Here is a 17,115-nt window from a genome sequence, read left to right on the forward strand (position 1 = left end):
TATATTATGCGATAATTGATATAGTATTATTTGTATGATAAATGTTGCAATTAAGAAATTTACAATTATAGTGTTAACTGGGCTGATTATTTTTCGGCCACTAATAACCGCAAAATATAAGTAGCCGTTAGAGGCACGAAAAACACCGTCAGAGGGGAGTGTAAATGCAAATTAAAAAACCAAAGCTAAGCTATCTATCAATGTTAGTGATGTTAAATCTGGGCGTAGCAACAACCGCAAGCGCTGCAGAAGGTAGCCAAAGTGCTAATAAAGACATTGAAGTGATCACGGTATCGGGTATTCATGCCAGTATGGTCAAATCAATGGATATTAAAAAGTCTTCTGACGGTGTGGTTGATGCCATCGTAGCAGAAGATATTGGTAAGTTTCCGGATCAAAACGTGGCTGAGTCTTTGCAGCGTATCTCTGGTGTTGCTATTGACCGTGATGGCGGTGAAGGGCAATTGGTCAGTGTCCGTGGCTTAGGGCCAGAATTTAATGCTGTGCTGGTTAATGGTCGTACTATGTCGACGGTCAGTGGTGGTAGAGCATTCAGCTTTGATACCCTAGCCTCAGAATTAATCAGTGGCGCTGAAGTGCATAAAACGCAATCAGCTAAGCTACAAGATGGCAGTATTGGTGCCACGATTAACATTACTACCCATCGTCCGTTGTCTATTGGCGAATTTAAAGCCGTAGCCAGTGTCAAAAATACTTACGATAAGTTGTCAGACTCCAATAACCCAACATTCTCTGGTCTAATCAGTAATACCTTCGATGACGGTAAATTCGGTGTCTTAGCCTCTCTTGCTTATAGCGATAAAGACAGCCGCAGTGATGTTGCACAAACTGCCGGCTATTTATCTGAAACACTTGATTCATTAAACAGTGGCGAAACGCTTGAAAATGTTTTTATGCCACGAAACTATGATCAAATCGTTAAAACTGAAAACCGTGAACGTACCAGCGGTAGCCTAGTGTTGCAATACCGCGCGAATGATGACCTATTGTTCACTGCTGATGCCTTGTACTCAAAGTACGATGTTAGCTATCGCGAAGACATCCTAGCGCATTGGTTTGAGCCAGGTAATATCGTTGATGCCACATTGGATGAAAACCGAACTATTGTGCAATTAGCAACAGGCAATAACAGTGCCACCGATTACTTAAATCGTTTATCTTACCGTCCAACCACCACTAAAGCGCTTGGCGTGAATATGGATTGGCAATTAAGTGATGAGCTAAATGTCACCGCGGATGTGTCTTACTCAAATGCAAAATCTGATGGCGGAAATGGCACTACTGATACAGTAGCTGGTTTTTTCAACAGCTATACCTTTGATACAACAAAAGGTGGCGATGTACCTGAGTTAGGTTTTGAAGAAAACTTAAGCAAAGATATTTTAGGCGCTAACTGGGCCAGTATCTTTGGTGATGATATCGAAGATAAAATTGTTGAAGCGCGTTTAGATGCTGAGTGGATTGTTGACCAAGGTAGCTTATCTAAAGTTAATTTTGGTACCTCACACTCAAGCCGCACTTTATCAACTATGCCAACCAACACCGACCGTACCGTGCGTAATGGTTGGGGTGGTTATGTGGTGCAGTTACCTAGCAGCTTATTTACTGATTTTGACGCTGATGGCTTCTTATCAGCAGCAGGTGGCGACCCAGTGAGCCAATGGCTTATTTTTGATTCGTATGAATTTATGAACTTTTTAGAAAGTGACCAAGGTTATACCCAATTAGATCCTGACTCTGCGGCGCGCATGAAAGCTGCCATGGATAATAATGGTGGTCATACTGCACAAAATGTTTTATCTGATTCTTATGAAGTGAAAGAAGAGTTAACCGCATTATATGTTGATGCCTATTTTGAAGGTGAGCTAAGTGCTATGCCTTGGCAAGTAGTTGCTGGTGTGCGCTATGTGAAAACCGATACCACATCATCAGGTTATGGCAATGAGTTAGTTGATATCACAGGCCCAGATGCTTTAGGTAAATATGTGCCAATTACCTCAGATAACCTAACGCGTATTAGTGAAAAAGCTGATTACAGTAATGTACTACCAAGCATTAACGCCAATATCGAAGTGGTTGAAGACGTTATTATTCGTGCCGCATGGTCAAAGAGTATTACGCGCCCAACGTTAACTGAATTGTCGCCTGCAACTAGCTATAGCGAAGGTAAGATTGACAGTTTATCAGCTTCAGGCGGTAACCCTAATCTTGAACCATACGAGTCAGATAACTTTGATTTAAGTCTTGAGTGGTACTTTGATGATGCAAGTTATGCAGCCATCTCTTATTACACTAAAGATGTTGATAACTTTATTGACGGTGGCATCTCACAAGAGTCAGTAACCGTACCAAACGGTGAGTTTGATATTCGAGTGAGCCGTCCAATGAACCTTAATTCAACAAAAATCGACGGTGTTGAGCTTGCTTTACAACATAGATTTACCTACCTACCTGCGCCATTTGATGGCTTAGGTGTGATGGCAAATATGACTTTTGTTGACAGTGAGTCAAGTGCTGATACTGCGGAAAATCCATTACCTTTACCGGGTTTAGGTGACTCGCAAAATGCGGTGTTATTCTATGAAAAAGACGCTGTGCAATTCCGTATTGCTTACAACAACCGTGACGAGTTTATGCAAGTAACCTCTAACTGGGCGGGCGGAGCACCAATCTACGTTGAAGATTACTACCAAGTTGATGTTAGTGGTAGCTATGATATCACAGATGACTTTACGGTATTTTTTGAAGGTATCAATGTTACCAATGAAGTCACTAAAAAGCGTGGCTTATACAGCAGTCATGCCTTGTACACGATAGAGACAGGTCCACGTTACTCAATTGGTGTTCGTGGCACTTTCTAACTTCCTAGTGAGCAAAAGGATTTGCTAAATACCTTTGACGCTAATTGGCTTTTGCTTTTTTAGCGTCACTTTTTTACCTAACAACTGAACATTTATATTATGACTAAAGCACATATTTGGCTACGCGCTGAAACAAAACCACATGAACAACGTACCGCACTGTCTCCACAAGGTGCAAAAACGTTAGTTGACGCCGGTTTTAAAGTGAGTGTTGAATGTTCATCACAAAACATTTTTGACCAAGCGCTTTACCGACAAGTGAATGCAGAAATTGTCGAGCAAGGTAGTTGGATTAATGCCCCCAAAGACGCAATAGTTTTGGGTTTAAAAGAATTGCCTGAAGATGACTTTCCACTTATTCATCAACATATTTATTTTGCTCACGCCTATAAAGAGCAAGCTGGCTGGCAAGATTTATTATCACGCTTTAAGCGTGGCGGCGGCGAGTTATACGATTTAGAGTACCTAGTTGATGAGCAGCAACGTCGAGTGGCGGCGTTTGGCTACTGGGCGGGTTTTGCAGGTGCAGCCTTATCGGTGTTAGCCTGGGCGAATCAGCAACAAGGCATGACACCACCTTTAGCGGATATTCACTCTTATCAAGATAAAGAGCAGCTGCTAACGGTACTTAAACAAGCCATCAGCCAAGTAGACACTCAGCCACAATTATTAGTGATTGGCGCGAAAGGGCGCAGTGGTAGCGGGGCAGTCGACTTAGCAAAAGCGCTGTCGTTAGATGTATTGGAATGGGACTTAGCAGAAACCAAAAAAGGCGGCCCGTTTGTTGAGATCACGCAAGCTGATATTTTTGTCAACTGTGTCTTGGTGAATCAAGACTTACCGCCTTTTATTACCAAAGAGCTACTTAAACAGCCGGAGCGAAAATTGTCGGTGATTGTTGATGTTAGTTGTGACCCTTACGGTAGCTATAATCCATTACCGATTTATCAACAATGTACCACTTTTAAAACACCATGTTTACGCCTAGATGAGAGCAACATTCTTGATCTGATTGCTATCGATCATCTACCGTCACTATTACCAAAAGAAAGTAGTGAAGACTACGGCGAACAATTAGTGAAACACTTACTAACGCTAGATGACAAATCTCAGGGGGTTTGGCCTGCGGCACTGGCCTTATTCAAGCGTAAAATTAACGAAATTTAAACAGGATATCTATGACACATACTATACATTGGCTAGGAGCGGGTTTATCGTCAGCGCCAGGCATTATTGAACTGGCAAAACAAAGTACACCGATTATTGTTTGGAACCGTAGCTTAGCCAAAGCGCAACAACTGCTAAAAAATGATGACATTGAACTTGATATTCGTGAGCTCGATTGGGCTGCGTTAGCTAATGTGGTTAAGCCGGGTGATGTCTTAGTATCCATGTTACCTGCGACCATGCACTTAACGGTGGCCGAGTTTTGTTTAAAGCAGCAAGCACATTTTGTTTCTAGTAGCTACATCGCACCAGAAATGGCAGCGCTAGATGCCAAAGCTAAGGCGGCTAACTTATGTTTTGTCAATGAAGTTGGCTTAGATCCCGGTATTGATCATTTGTTTGCGCATTTGTTGGTAGACAGTTATCAAGCAAGCGAGCAGTACTCAGCCGATAACCAACTTTATTTTCGCTCATACTGTGGTGGCTTCCCGAAAGTGGCCAATGACTTTAAATATAAATTTAGTTGGTCGCCATTAGGAGTATTAAAAGCCTTACGCTCGAAAGCGCAATGGCAAGCAGATGGCACGGTGCAAAACTCAAATGCGCCTTGGGAAGCATTAAGTGAGTATCAAGCGCAGTTATTTGATCGCCAAGAAACATTTCAGGCATACCCTAACCGAGACTCTATTCCCTTTATCAAGCAATACAACTTTCAAGATAACTGGGATGTACAAGAATTTGTTCGTGGTACTTTACGGTTAAATGGTTGGTCTACGGCATGGCAAGGACTATTTGACGAGATTGCTAGCTTAGAGGGCAGCGAAAGCGAACAACGTTTACAGCAAATTAGTCAAGAGCTAGAGCAAAAGTATAGCTATGAGGACGGTGAAGCAGATCGCGTGGTGATGTGTGTTGAGCTAGAAGTACGCCGCGCCGGTCAAGTTATTTGGCATCAAAGTTACCAGCTTGATAGCCACGGCAATGCGCAAGGACAAGCGATGGCACGTTTAGTGTCTTATCCGGTAGGTTTAGCGATAACGTCGGTACTCAATAATGAAATCGCACCAGGGGTTAGCGCGGCGCCAGAAAAGCCGGAACAAATCCATCAATGGTTAAGTAAATTAACCGGGCTCGGAGAGTCCATCGGTCATCACGACCACATAGCAAGATAAAGCCAACGGCGGTTATTGACTAACAACATTTAGTTATTTAACCGCCGTTTTTGTCTGTAGTTGTATAGCCATTAACAATGGTTGCAGGAAGTACAACTTATACCGGTTTCATTAATAAGAAGATCTATTTTATACGCAAAAAAAAACTGCTCAATACAAGGCATTTATTTAAATAACTCGTTGTTCAGGACACTTATGCTTCAGCATTGTCCACATAAGCTACCTCCTTGTAGCAATAATTATTAAATAAAGCACGTAATCGTTGATTGTTTTAGCCAGTAGAAATGATCATATAAGTATTGAGATTGGTATTACCTTAAATAATAACGCAGCATCAAAATACTAGGCTCGCAACAGGTAGTAAGCGCTTTAACGGGCGGTTATGCGGTGATGAACTTAGCCACGAAAAATAAAGCTGCGATCGGCCAGCAAAGTACAAGCTTTTACCTTGCGAGTGCGTTGGCTGCTAACAATAAAGGGATAATCATGTTAGAAAAAAAATTAAAACCGTCGTTATTTGACGCCTTGTTTCCCATTGTTATTTTACTGTGTTTGCTTTTTCTCGCCGTGTATTTTTTCGGTGATGACTCATCATCAGGCCCTAATCAAATTGCGCTAATGTTATGTGCCGGTATTGCTTGTTTGATCGGCTTAAAAAATGGTTATAATTGCGATGAAATTGAGGCCGGCATCACCAAGGGCATTAGCTTAACCTTAGGTGCGATATTAATTTTATTGGCGGTTGGTTCTCTGATCGGTACTTGGCTGCTCGCGGGTACAGTACCCACCATGATTTACTTTGGCTTACAAATACTTGAGCCACAATATTTCTATGTTAGTTGTTGTATTATCTGTGCCCTAGTGGCATTTTGTGTCGGTAGTAGTTGGACAGTTGCCGCCACCATAGGTGTTGCATTAATGGGGGTTGCAACGGGTATTGGCGCCTCAGGTGCTATGACCGCCGGGGCTATCATCAGTGGCGCGTATTTTGGTGATAAGTTATCGCCGTTATCTGATACCACCAATTTGGCGTCAGCTGTTGCTGGCACGGAATTGTTTATGCATATTAAACACATGCTGTGGAGCACTATTCCTAGTTTTATTATCACCTTAGTGATCTTTTTCTTTTTAGGCTTAAAAGCTCAAGAGCAAGCATCTAATGCGCAAATTCAGCAGCTATTATTGAGTTTAGAGCAAGAATTCTTTATTGCCTGGTACTTACTATTGCCCTTGTTTGTCACTTTGTTTTTAGCGGTGCGAAAAATGCCGGCTTTTCCTGCCATTGGTATCGGCGCTATTGTTGGCGCTGTTTGGGCAATACTGTTTCAGCAAGAACTTATTCTTGCCTATGCAAATGAGGGAGTATCGGCAATACAGGCCAACACTATGGTGGTGTGGCAGGTGATGTATTCAGGCGTGTCGTTAGATACAGGTAACGCCGCGGTAGACAGCTTATTAAGCGGTGGTGGCATGGGCTCGATGCTAAATACCATCTGGTTAATTATTACCGCCATGACTTTTGGCTCAATCATGGAAAAAGTGGGCTTATTAAGGCGGGTTGTGGAAAGCTTGGTGCGGGTAACTAGTAGCGCAGCGTCTTTAATTTCAACCACTATCGTCACCGCTTTTGGTACCAACTGCATTGCCGCCGACCAATACATAGCAATTGTAATGCCGGGCCGTATGTTCAAAGACGCTTATCAAGACGCTAAATTAGCACCTGAAAACCTATCGCGAGCATTAGAAGATGGTGGCACAGTAACAGCGCCCCTTATCCCTTGGAATACCTGTGGTGCCTATATGCAATCGGTATTGTTGATCAACCCGTTAGAGTATGCGGTTTTTTGTTTCTTTAATTGGCTGTCACCGATCATTGGCATGGCTTGCGCTGTAACCGGTTTTAAAGTAAAAACATTAGTAACAAAAACACTAACTAACACCGCAGGTTTAAGCCCAGCGCCAATAAAATAAAATATTTAAGTTGAAAAATATAAAGAGTACGTTATGAGCAAACCATTAAAACATGTTGTTATTGTAGGCGGCGGTAGCGCCGGTTGGATTGCCGCAGGCAGTATTGCAGCAATGCACAATACCCAATCAGCGCAAGGGCTAAAAGTAACCTTAATTGAATCACCTGATGTGAAAAGTATTGGTGTTGGTGAAGGCACATGGCCCACCATGCGCACCACATTGCAAAAAATGGGCATATCAGAAACCGACTTTATTCGCGAATGCGATGTCAGTTTTAAACAAGGTGCAAAATTTGCCAAGTGGGTAACTGGGGCTGATGATGACTTTTATTATCATCCTTTAGTGTTACCACAAGGCTACTTTGATATTGATTTATTTAAATATTGGCAAAAAGATCAGCAAGGTAAGTCATTTTCCGAGGCGGTATGCTTTCAAGAGCAAGTGTGCGAAAACGGCTTAGCGCCGAAATTAATTACCTCGCCTGAATACGCCGCTGTCGCAAACTATGCTTATCATTTAAATGCCGGAAAATTTGCCGAGTTTTTAAAAGCGCATTGTATTAATAAACTCGGCGTAAATTATATAAGTGACCATGTTGGCAAGATAAACAGTACCGAAACGGGTGATATTGCCAGCTTAAGCACTAAAAAACATGGTGATATTACTGGCGATTTGTTTGTTGATTGCACCGGTTTTTCTGCCTTGTTAATTGGCCAACATTATCAAGTGCCTTTTATCAGTAAAAAAGATATTTTATTTATTGATACCGCACTGGCCGTGCAAGTGCCTTATGAAGATGGCGCTGATGAGATTGCCTCGCACACCATTTCTACCGCGCAAGATGCCGGCTGGATCTGGGACATAGGCTTACCGTCGCGTCGAGGTGTTGGTCATGTTTATTCAAGCCGACATACCACGCAAGCAGAGGCTGAAAAAGCCCTGCGCCGCTATTTAAAAGACTCCATTGGCGAAAAAAGTGAGTCTTTGAGCTTGCGAAAAATCGATATTAATCCGGGGATTCGAGAAAAATTCTGGGTCAATAATTGTGTTGCCGTGGGTATTTCTGCAGGCTTTTTAGAGCCGCTTGAAGCGTCTGCCTTGGTGATGATTGAACTTGCCGTAGCTACCATTGCAGAGCAATTGCCGGCAAACCGCGAATGCATGGACATAGTGGCGCAAAGCTTTAATGAGCGTTTTAACTATAACTGGGATCGCATAATTGATTTTCTGAAACTACATTATATTGCCAGTAAGCGCGAAGACACCGCGTTTTGGCGTGATAACCGCGATCCGGCGACAATTCCTGACAGCTTAAAGTCCTTGATGACGTTATGGCAGCACCGCTCACCGTCTGAATATGACTTTCACCATAAACGCGAAGTGTTTTCCGCGGCCAGTTATCAATATGTGTTATATGGCATGGACTTTGATTTTACGCCCAATGATCGAGGGGCAACTGAAACGGAAGAAAAAATGGCACAACGCATGTTTACGGAAAATAAACAGATAACGCAAAAGTATGTTAGTGCGCTACCAAAAAACCGTGACTTAATTGATAAAATTCATGAATTTGGCTTTAGTAAGATTTAAATCCGAGTAAGGTAAATATGCAGCAATTAGAAACCGTCAGTAGCGAGCATCACAGCAAGCTTAAAGTATTACCATCAGGGCTGCGCGAAAATAATGCGCAACTACACCTGTGCCATATTGTGTTAGCAGAGCTAGAGCAAGCGGCACAGTTTTATCCGATATTTTTTGCTAAAGATAGCGATACCGGACAATTTCAGCCAGTGGCTTTATTTGGTTTATCGGTTGATGAAAATCTTTATCATGACAGTGGCTTATGGGAAAAATGCTATTTACCGTTAAAGCTACAAAGCCAACCTTTTTATTTACGTCAAGACCCACAAACGCAGCGGCCTAGCCTTGCTATCGATATCAAAGATAGCCGTGTGCAAACGCAACAGGGTGACGCATTGTTTATTAACGGCAAAGCCAGCCCTTACTTAGAGCAACAAAGCGTTATTTTGTCAGAGCTAACACAAGGTTTTGTGCTCAATAGCGCTTTTATTAACGACCTGTTAGATAATAATTTGCTTGAGCCTGTAACCTTAGATATTCAGTACCAAGATGGTCAAGCGCAGCAGTTAACCGGCTTGTATACCATTAATAAGGAGCAACTAGTTAAAGTGCCGAGCGAAAGACAAAAACACTTTGAACAGCAGGGCTATATTGCCTTACTCAGTGCGGCTATGTCCTCGGTAAGTCATGTGAGCACCTTGATTGATATTAAAAACCGCTTAAAGCAACAAGGTTAAGGTGCTTGAGTACGGCAGGTATTGCCCAGCTCAGCAGCACAAGTTAGGCGGCAAAATTTAGTTATTAATGCCCAGCGCTTGCAGCGTGTTCTGCCAATGGCTCGCTGCTTTTAAGTCACTAATTTTCTGCTCTATAAATGTACTTAATCGCGGCTTTGATTTTGCTATTAACACCGCACGATCAAAGTAGAGGGTGGCATTGTTACTGATATAGAGCTGATCTTGCAATTGCAGTTTCTGCACTAAATACTGTAGTGGCATTTGCCCAGAAACCAGAAAGTCTATACGCTGAGAAGCTAACATTTTGACACTTTGCTCTAACGATGTTGCGTTAACGGCTACTAGGTTGCCTGCAGCGACTAATGCCTCAATTTGTCCATCTAAAAATCCAATTACTTGACTGGTGATTAAACCACTTACTTGTGCTTTGGCGATACTCTCTAATTTTAAGTCATGTCTGGATAAGATCACGTTGGCATCTTTTATAATCGCTTGGCTCCAATAATATTGCTGCTTATCAGGGTCAAACCATTGGTGAGAGACGAAAGGCACAATGCAGTCAGTACTCATAGCAAGGGTTTTGAGTAAACGCGCTCGGGGCAATATTAACACCTCAAAATGATAGGCGCCTTGTGCTTGCTGATTTAAAAAATCGGTAAATGTATAGATTAAACCTAAGCGCTGCTGGGCATCGATAATAAAGGGCGCAGACTTATAAGGCGAGCAGACATATACGGTATTGATTTTGGCAATACTATTGGTACTTAGCAAAAGTAATAAGAGCAATAGCTTGGCTAAACCAGTGCCTTGACGCCGAGTCTGATAGCGGTCAAATACCTTTAAAAACACAAATCTAATCCTTTTTATCTGTCGTTATTATCATTAATCAGCAGCGTCACTTGACGAGATCATGAGCCGCTATAGTATAAAAAAACTAACTTGCTTTTCAATCGCTAACAGCCTTTATTGCGCCATCCGCTAATCTCAGTAGTTGCTAAACGGTTAAACGCTGTAATAGGCGCGATTAAATCAGCTAATTATGGTCGTTTTGACTTGCATCCATACGATAATGTAAGGCAACTAGCCGCATGGCTAGTACGCGATTTCTCCACCTTACTTGACCATATAGTCAATTGATTTTCAAAAAATTTAAATTGTATCCCAAGTTAAATACCTGTAAATTTGTAAGAGAAATGTTAATGGATTAAGTATTTCGAAGACACCGATAAAAATAATAACAATAAAGTTGGAACTCCATTGATGCACGCACGACGTTTTTTAAAACCCTTTATGGTGATAGTTGTTATGACACTATCAAACACCGTATTCGCCTCATTAATAGCAAGAGATTATTTAGCCAATGGCGATGGCGCGATCACCTACGATACCGATAGTGGTTACGAATGGTTAGATCTCACTTATACACGTTCTATGTGTTTACAAGACACGCTCAATAATGGCTGTAATAATTATCATGATTACTTAGCATCGCTTGACGATGGCTGGCTATTTGCTAACAGTCAACAAGTGAGCAATTTATTGGCTAAATTTGCCTTTGCAAGTAATCAAAGTGCAATTTATGGTGATGCCAAGCCTGGCTCAGGTTATTACTATTATAAAAACCCTAACCAAACGTTTATCAGCGATGTTAATGCCTTGACTTTATTGGGGGAGTCGATGAGTGCTGGCTCATCCTTATATGGGATTAAAGGCTTTACTCGCGATAATATTAATGGTGCCCACGAGCAGTTTATGGCCTATTACAATAAAAACCAAAGCTTAGGTATTGTTGCTTTTGGCGATTATCACCGCGTGGCACAGGGTAAGCCTATTCAAGCCTTTTATACCTATCGTGTTGCCAAAGCGGAGAGTGTATTTATTAGTAGTAAGCCACAAATAACTAGCACTAATGTCATTAATAACGCGACAGCTTTGCCTGAGCCCGCTAGCCTGACGCTGTTCAGCTTATTACTCAGTGCATTATTCATGCATGGTTATTATCGCCGCCGCAAAACCGAGTGTTTCCAGCCGATATAAGTAGACGTAGCGGCGGTTGGCATAAGCGCTGAGCAAAATAAATTGCTACGCTGTTGCACGTATCAATCGCCTTCGTGGTTTACTCGCTGAATTTGGTATCACTAAATTCAAAGGCTCTGACCCCGCAGATTTCGAAAGCCTTTTGCCGAAATAATCTCTCGTGGATTTCCACTCAAGGACAACCCCAAAGACGCCTGCAAGAATAATTGAGCAGCCTAAAGCTTGGGCAAAAGCCTTTGCATTTTCTACCAAAGGCTTGCCATCATAGTAGGAGCCCCACATAAGGATAATTATGCCAACCAAGACAACAACAATCCCTATGACGATATTAGTCTTATTTTTCATTCATACTCCGAAGGCTGAGTAGCATTTAACGCCTCATTCAGGTGCGCCGTAGGAGTCACCTGGAATGACTTGATACTTATTGAACCTTCTCCCCGAAGTTTAGCGATTAACTAAACTTCAAGGCGACCAAACCCAAAAGGAGAAAGCTCAATGAAATTCTATACTACTTTACACAAATATTATTGTGGAATCGATTTACATGCACGAATTCTTTATGTCTGCATTATCGATGACCAGAATAAGAAGCTCGTGCATCAAAAGATTGGCGCTAATAAAAAAGCATTTATTGAATTAATTAAACCTTACCTTGACCACATCGTGATTGGTGTTGAGTGTATGCATTGTTGGTATTGGGTTAGTGATTTATGTGATGAATATAATATCAAATTTGTTTTGGGCCATGCTTTGTATATGAAGGCGATTCATGGGGGGAAAGCTAAAAACGATAAAATCGATTCATACAAAATAGCGCGTTTGTTAAAAGGCGGTAACTTCCCTTTAGCCTACAACTACCCAAAAGAAATGCGGGCGACAAGAGACTTATTAAGACGACGAACTAAGCTCGTTCAACACGGTGCGCAGCTCAAAGCACATATTGTTAATACGAATAGCCAATACAACTACCCTCCGCTTGATTTAAACATGAAAAACAAAGGTGTCAGAGAAGCGTTTAAATCTCGATATGATGATGAAGTTGTGCAACGAAACGTAAGCTTCGATTTAGTTATTCTTGAAAGTTACGCCCTAGAATTAAAAAAGCTTGAATACTTTTTAGAAAACAAAGCAAAGCAACATCGTGCTGATTATTACGCTCAGCTACGAACAGTGCCTGGTATTGGATTAATTTTAGCGATGACGATCCTTTATGAAATTGGCGATATAAATCGATTTAAGTCCGTTAAAAACTTTGCGTCTTACTCGCGGTTAGTCAAATGTAAGGCTGAATCCGCAGGTAAAACCTATGGCACCAGTGGCAATAAAATTGGGAATGGTCATCTAAAATGGGCATTCAGTGAAGCCGCCGTATTATATTTACGAGGTAATGATAAAGCGCGTCGTTACCTCAATAAACTACAAAAACGAATGAGTAAAGCCAAAGCCTTATCAGCGCTGGCACATAAACTCGGGCGTAGTGTTTATTTCATGCTAAAAAATAAAACGGTGTTTGATGACGAGCGATTTTTAAAATCTTAAGTCGCCCAGCGGGGTGAGCTGAACGTCTAACTAGATAAAAAAGAACTATCGCGCGTTATTTGTGGCCTATTTGCGTTAAGTAACTTCTTACAGATAAATATAGTCGCAGTGTAAGCTCGTTGGTCTTGATTAGACATCCCGCTGGTGCGCATTAACAATGAGCAAAATTGTTTACACCTTAGCTGAGCCTGAAACTAACTGAACCTAGTTCAACGATTAGAAGTCATTTGCTTGAGTAGTGCCAGATTGAGGTTAACCGATAAATGTCTAGTGCCCCTGAACGACTAATGGATTGAAGAATTCAGGCAGTGATGAGATCACAATAAGAGAGCCTCAATATGTGTTTGCTGTAAACAATTTGTTTAATAGCGCTGCACGACAGATGAAGTAAATATTTTTGCTGATTGACGATAAAAATTAGCTGCCTCGCGGCAGCTAAAAAAGGTGCTATTGCCTATTGACGGAGAGAAGGTTCATATGTGTTAGCTGCCAATTACTTGTACTATAAAATAAGAAATACGTTTTCTTTGCTGAACTTTATTTTCTTACCAGTTTCATTTTCACCAAAATACTGATTTGACTCAAAGCCAATAACAAGTACTTTATGTTCCTGACCGGACAGTTCTTTGACTATGACTTTTGAGCCAACAGATACTTCCTTTTTTTCCAGTCTGTTTCCAGAGCCCATGAAAGGAATGTTCTGAAGGCTCGGTTTTTGGAGTTGATAATCTATTGGCATGATTTACTCAACGGTTTGTATGCTTTGTCATTATTGTTCCAAGTTTGAATGCAACCAGTCCAACGATCAGCTCTGACTTCAAAACCTAACCTTGTTCCAAGGTACTCGTACCGAAACATAACTGAGAAAATAATGATGCCCAGTAAAGCAACGATTGCTAAAAGAAATGTTGAATGTTTCACAAATGTTCCTTAGGCAGCTAACAATTTAGTATTTATGCGACACGTAGTTTGTGTTGCATAATCGCTTGTTGAGCTGAGGCGATACCTGCTCGGAATATCAGCGTTGGTATTATTTATGCCTTGGGGATTTGCTTTTTTGAACTACACCGCCAAACAACTAATTTAATTAGATCACTTGGCTTTCTTGCATCATCCCTGCATGCTCAGCGTTTTATTTTGTCTCCATTACACCTAATTTCACTCGATTAATCAATTGAATTAACAAGGGCTGTCGCCCAAAATCGCCATATTGGCAGGCTGCATGGCGCATGCGCGTCGTAAGTTTATTGAGGCGAAAACCGTGCAAGGAAAAAAACAAAACAGGTAAAGTGGATGTGGTCTTGAATTTAATCGGTAAGCTCTATGGGATTGAAGCGACTGTCAAACCAAAAAATGCGGATAAAAAACACCAAGTACGGCAAGAGAAGTCAGCAGTAGTATTCGATAAAATAAATACGTGGGCGGTGAACAAGACAGCAAAAAAACCGCCGAAAAGCAAACTAGGCGAAGCCTTAACTTATTGGCACAACCAAGCTCACAAACGTGAGAGCTATCTTAAAGATGGGGGTTCAACATGGATAATAATCGTGCAGAGCGAGCAGTAAAGCCATTTGTTATCGGCCGTAAAAACTGGCTGTTCTCAAACACTGAGCGCGATGTAAAGGCGAGTGCGGTACTTAGTTTAGTGTTGAATATGCAGTTTTAGCTGACAAATACAAAAGATCTTGCGCTTTTTAAGTGTTTTTGAATCAAAGATTTTTTACTTATTCCGTAGTATTAAAAGTGTTGAAAATATAACAGGTACTTATAACAAATATAATAAAGTGCCTAACACTAAACTTAGAGGGTAGTCATATGTCATTAATCAACCAGTTTCTTCCTAAGAAAATTACCTTGGCGGTTCTCGTCGCGATATCAGGAAACAGCGCAGTCTATGCGAATGAGTCAGACAGTAAAAGTAATATAGAAGAAATTGAAAAAATTGTTGTGACCGCGCGTGGACGAACTGAAACCTTGCAACAAATTCCAGACTCAGTCACTGTGTTTAATGATGACGACATCAAAGCTGCCCGTATAACGTCGATTAAAGACTTTTCAGCGCTGACACCTAATTTAAATGTATCAAGCAACTTTCGTTCAGGGCTAAATTTTGTCACGGTTCGAGGTTTGATCACACCGCAAGTTGGCGAAGCCCCTATCGCTTATGTTGTTGATGGTATTACCGTACCTAACTTAGAATTTATTAACCAAGGTTTACATGATATTGAGCGAATTGAAGTACTAAGAGGCCCACAAGGTGCATTGTATGGCAAGAACGCCATTGGTGGTGCAATAAATATTGTTACTAAACAAGCATCCGACGACATTGAAGGTAGTATGCAAGTATCCATTGCAGAAGGTAATGATCAAAAGTTAAATGTCGCCATGAGCGGGCCCATTGTTCAGGATAAAGCGTACTTTAGAGTTTCAGCTAACTATCAAGACTTTGATGGTTTAATTGACAACCCGTACTTAAATGAAAAAGTAGACTATGTCGATGGGGCGTTTGGCACGCAAGGCATGTTAGAGTTTTATTTAAGTGATTATACGTCGCTGACTTTCCATGGTAACTATTCTGAAAAAACTCAGGGTAGTAACTACATGGCCTATATTGCTAAAGCTGAGTTAGAAGATTTTTCAGTAAAGCCAGATGCGAATGCTGTTGGTCTTGATGAATCTACACTTTGGTCTGTTTCTGCAAAGCTCGATCATGAAACTGATTTTGGTGAGTTGACGCTGATTGCGTCGGCAAATGATTCAGACATTATGTTTTTCTCTGATGGTGATTTCACTCATCAAGAGGCTAGTGAAGATAACTTTTACTTTCCAATCACGCAAATTAACCCGATAACAGAAGATGCTAGCAGTGTAGAGGCTCGCTTTACTTCACCAAGTGATGAACGTTTACGTTGGGTAGTGGGAACATTTTATGAGTCAAAGAATCGAGAAGTATCTTATGATCAAGTATGGGATTTAACCCCGACAGAGCGCGTAACTTATCAAGATGTTTTAACCAATATTTCAGCTGATCCAAGCTTGGTTTTTGTCGGTGAAAAAACCGTACAGGAAAGCACGGCTTATGCTGTGTTTGGTCAAGCAAACTATGACATGAGAGATGATGTAGAGTTAACCGTTGCGCTGCGCTATGACTCTGAAGAACGAGACGCATTTGATGAGCGTGACCCAGCCGCTTCACAAGTGAGTGAGACTTTTAGTGAGTTGCAACCGAAAGCGTCAATTGCTTGGCAAATGACCGAACAACACCTGCTTTATAGCACTTACTCAAAGGGCTTTAGATCCGGCGGTTTTAATGAATATTCGCCAAGCGTTATTCGTAAATATGATCAGGAAGTTTCAGATACCGTAGAGTTAGGCCTTAAAACAACGTGGCTTGATGGCAAAGTATGGTTGAATATGTCGTTATTTCATATTGAGCAACAAGATGCACAATTTACTCGCTTAAATCCAGATACCTTTACCTTAGAAAATTTAAATATTGATGAAGTGGCAATTGATGGTTTTGAGCTAGAAATGTCGGCATCAATAACGGACAACTTAAGCATCAATTTTGGTCTTGGTTTAATCGACAATGAAATTACTAAAAATAAAGGCACTGACATTCTTTCGGGAAGAAATTTAGCTGAAACAGAAGGCGGTACTATGCCGTATGTATCAGATTTCAACATCAATGGTTCAATTGATTACTCAACAGAGGCATTTGCAGATTATGTATTTAAAGCCCGCCTTGCCTTTAATACGTTAGGACCTCGTTCATTTGATATTTTTAATGACGACACGGGCGAATCGGATAAACATACATTTTTGAATGCCAACCTTACCTTAGAAAATGAGCAATGGTCAGCGTCACTATTTGTTTCTAACTTAACCGATGAAGCTTCTCCTGAAACGGTATTTTTATTCAATCCATTAATCCGTATGCGTAACCAACCTCGTCAAGTTGGCGCACAAGTGCGGTATAACTTCTAGCAATAGTCAAGGCTAGCGATAGTAATCGCTAGCCTTTCTGGC

15 protein-coding genes are annotated in these 17,115 nt (G+C 41.3%); 12 read left to right on the forward strand and 3 right to left on the reverse strand.

Going from position 1 to position 17,115, the window contains the following annotated elements; genetic code table 11:
• Positions 1–164: 164 nt before the first annotated feature.
• From B6K83_RS03645 to B6K83_RS03670, 6 genes are all read left to right on the forward strand, one after another.
• Positions 165–2,882 (forward strand): TonB-dependent receptor, encoded by a 2,718-nt coding sequence (locus B6K83_RS03645; RefSeq protein WP_085283355.1) that lies wholly within the window; start codon positions 165–167, stop codon positions 2,880–2,882.
• A gap of 99 nt (positions 2,883–2,981) precedes the next feature.
• Positions 2,982–4,049 carry a saccharopine dehydrogenase gene (locus B6K83_RS03650; protein ID WP_085283356.1) on the forward strand — a complete coding sequence of 356 codons (1,068 nt, stop codon included), beginning with the start codon at positions 2,982–2,984 and terminating at the stop codon, positions 4,047–4,049.
• Between the two features lie 11 nt (positions 4,050–4,060).
• Positions 4,061–5,221, forward strand: a complete 1,161-nt coding sequence (locus B6K83_RS03655; protein WP_085283358.1) for a saccharopine dehydrogenase family protein — start codon at positions 4,061–4,063, stop codon at positions 5,219–5,221.
• A gap of 486 nt (positions 5,222–5,707) precedes the next feature.
• The gene (nhaC, locus tag B6K83_RS03660; RefSeq protein ID WP_085283902.1) at positions 5,708–7,192 is read left to right on the forward strand and encodes a Na+/H+ antiporter NhaC; all 1,485 of its coding nucleotides are present in this window, start codon (positions 5,708–5,710) and stop codon (positions 7,190–7,192) included.
• Positions 7,193–7,225: 33 nt separating this feature from the next.
• Entirely contained in the window at positions 7,226–8,782 is a 1,557-nt protein-coding gene (locus tag B6K83_RS03665; RefSeq protein ID WP_085283360.1) for a tryptophan halogenase family protein, read from the forward strand.
• 17 nt (positions 8,783–8,799) lie between these two features.
• A complete protein-coding gene (locus tag B6K83_RS03670; protein ID WP_085283362.1) occupies positions 8,800–9,510 on the forward strand; it encodes a SapC family protein in 711 nt (236 codons plus the stop codon).
• Positions 9,511–9,567: 57 nt separating this feature from the next.
• Here the strand turns inward: B6K83_RS03670 and B6K83_RS03675 are convergent, their stop codons facing one another.
• Positions 9,568–10,359 carry a type 2 periplasmic-binding domain-containing protein gene (locus B6K83_RS03675; RefSeq protein ID WP_085283364.1) on the reverse strand — a complete coding sequence of 264 codons (792 nt, stop codon included), beginning with the start codon at positions 10,357–10,359 and terminating at the stop codon, positions 9,568–9,570.
• 456 nt (positions 10,360–10,815) lie between these two features.
• Here B6K83_RS03675 and B6K83_RS03680 point away from each other — a divergent pair, with 456 nt between their 5' ends.
• Positions 10,816–11,547 (forward strand): hypothetical protein, encoded by a 732-nt coding sequence (locus B6K83_RS03680; protein WP_139175495.1) that lies wholly within the window; start codon positions 10,816–10,818, stop codon positions 11,545–11,547.
• Between the two features lie 45 nt (positions 11,548–11,592).
• Here the strand turns inward: B6K83_RS03680 and B6K83_RS03685 are convergent, their stop codons facing one another.
• Positions 11,593–11,892, reverse strand: coding sequence for a hypothetical protein (locus B6K83_RS03685; protein WP_085283368.1), 300 nt, complete (start codon positions 11,890–11,892; stop codon positions 11,593–11,595).
• 150 nt (positions 11,893–12,042) lie between these two features.
• Here B6K83_RS03685 and B6K83_RS03690 point away from each other — a divergent pair, with 150 nt between their 5' ends.
• The gene (locus B6K83_RS03690; RefSeq protein ID WP_085283370.1) at positions 12,043–13,086 is read left to right on the forward strand and encodes an IS110 family RNA-guided transposase; all 1,044 of its coding nucleotides are present in this window, start codon (positions 12,043–12,045) and stop codon (positions 13,084–13,086) included.
• Between the two features lie 502 nt (positions 13,087–13,588).
• On the opposite strand, the gene B6K83_RS03695 is transcribed toward B6K83_RS03690, so the two are convergent.
• Positions 13,589–13,825, reverse strand: a complete 237-nt coding sequence (locus tag B6K83_RS03695; RefSeq protein ID WP_085283372.1) for a hypothetical protein — start codon at positions 13,823–13,825, stop codon at positions 13,589–13,591.
• 483 nt (positions 13,826–14,308) lie between these two features.
• Here B6K83_RS03695 and B6K83_RS18685 point away from each other — a divergent pair, with 483 nt between their 5' ends.
• The 4 genes from B6K83_RS18685 (at position 14,309) to B6K83_RS03710 (ending at position 17,073) form a co-directional block, all read left to right on the forward strand.
• Complete coding sequence (locus B6K83_RS18685; protein WP_408607183.1) at positions 14,309–14,374, forward strand: hypothetical protein; 66 nt, start codon at positions 14,309–14,311, stop codon at positions 14,372–14,374.
• 7 nt (positions 14,375–14,381) lie between these two features.
• Positions 14,382–14,651 carry an IS66 family transposase gene (locus B6K83_RS18690; RefSeq protein WP_408607184.1) on the forward strand — a complete coding sequence of 90 codons (270 nt, stop codon included), beginning with the start codon at positions 14,382–14,384 and terminating at the stop codon, positions 14,649–14,651.
• Entirely contained in the window at positions 14,621–14,752 is a 132-nt protein-coding gene (locus B6K83_RS18695; RefSeq protein ID WP_085283376.1) for an IS66 family transposase, read from the forward strand. Before B6K83_RS18690 ends, B6K83_RS18695 begins: the two co-directional genes overlap by 31 nt.
• 149 nt (positions 14,753–14,901) lie before the next feature.
• Positions 14,902–17,073: a TonB-dependent receptor gene (locus B6K83_RS03710; protein WP_085283378.1), complete on the forward strand. Its 2,172-nt coding sequence runs from the start codon at positions 14,902–14,904 to the stop codon at positions 17,071–17,073.
• Positions 17,074–17,115 lie beyond the last annotated feature (42 nt).

This window comes from Colwellia chukchiensis, from assembly GCF_002104455.1.
GTDB classification, from domain to species: domain Bacteria; phylum Pseudomonadota; class Gammaproteobacteria; order Enterobacterales; family Alteromonadaceae; genus Cognaticolwellia; species Cognaticolwellia chukchiensis.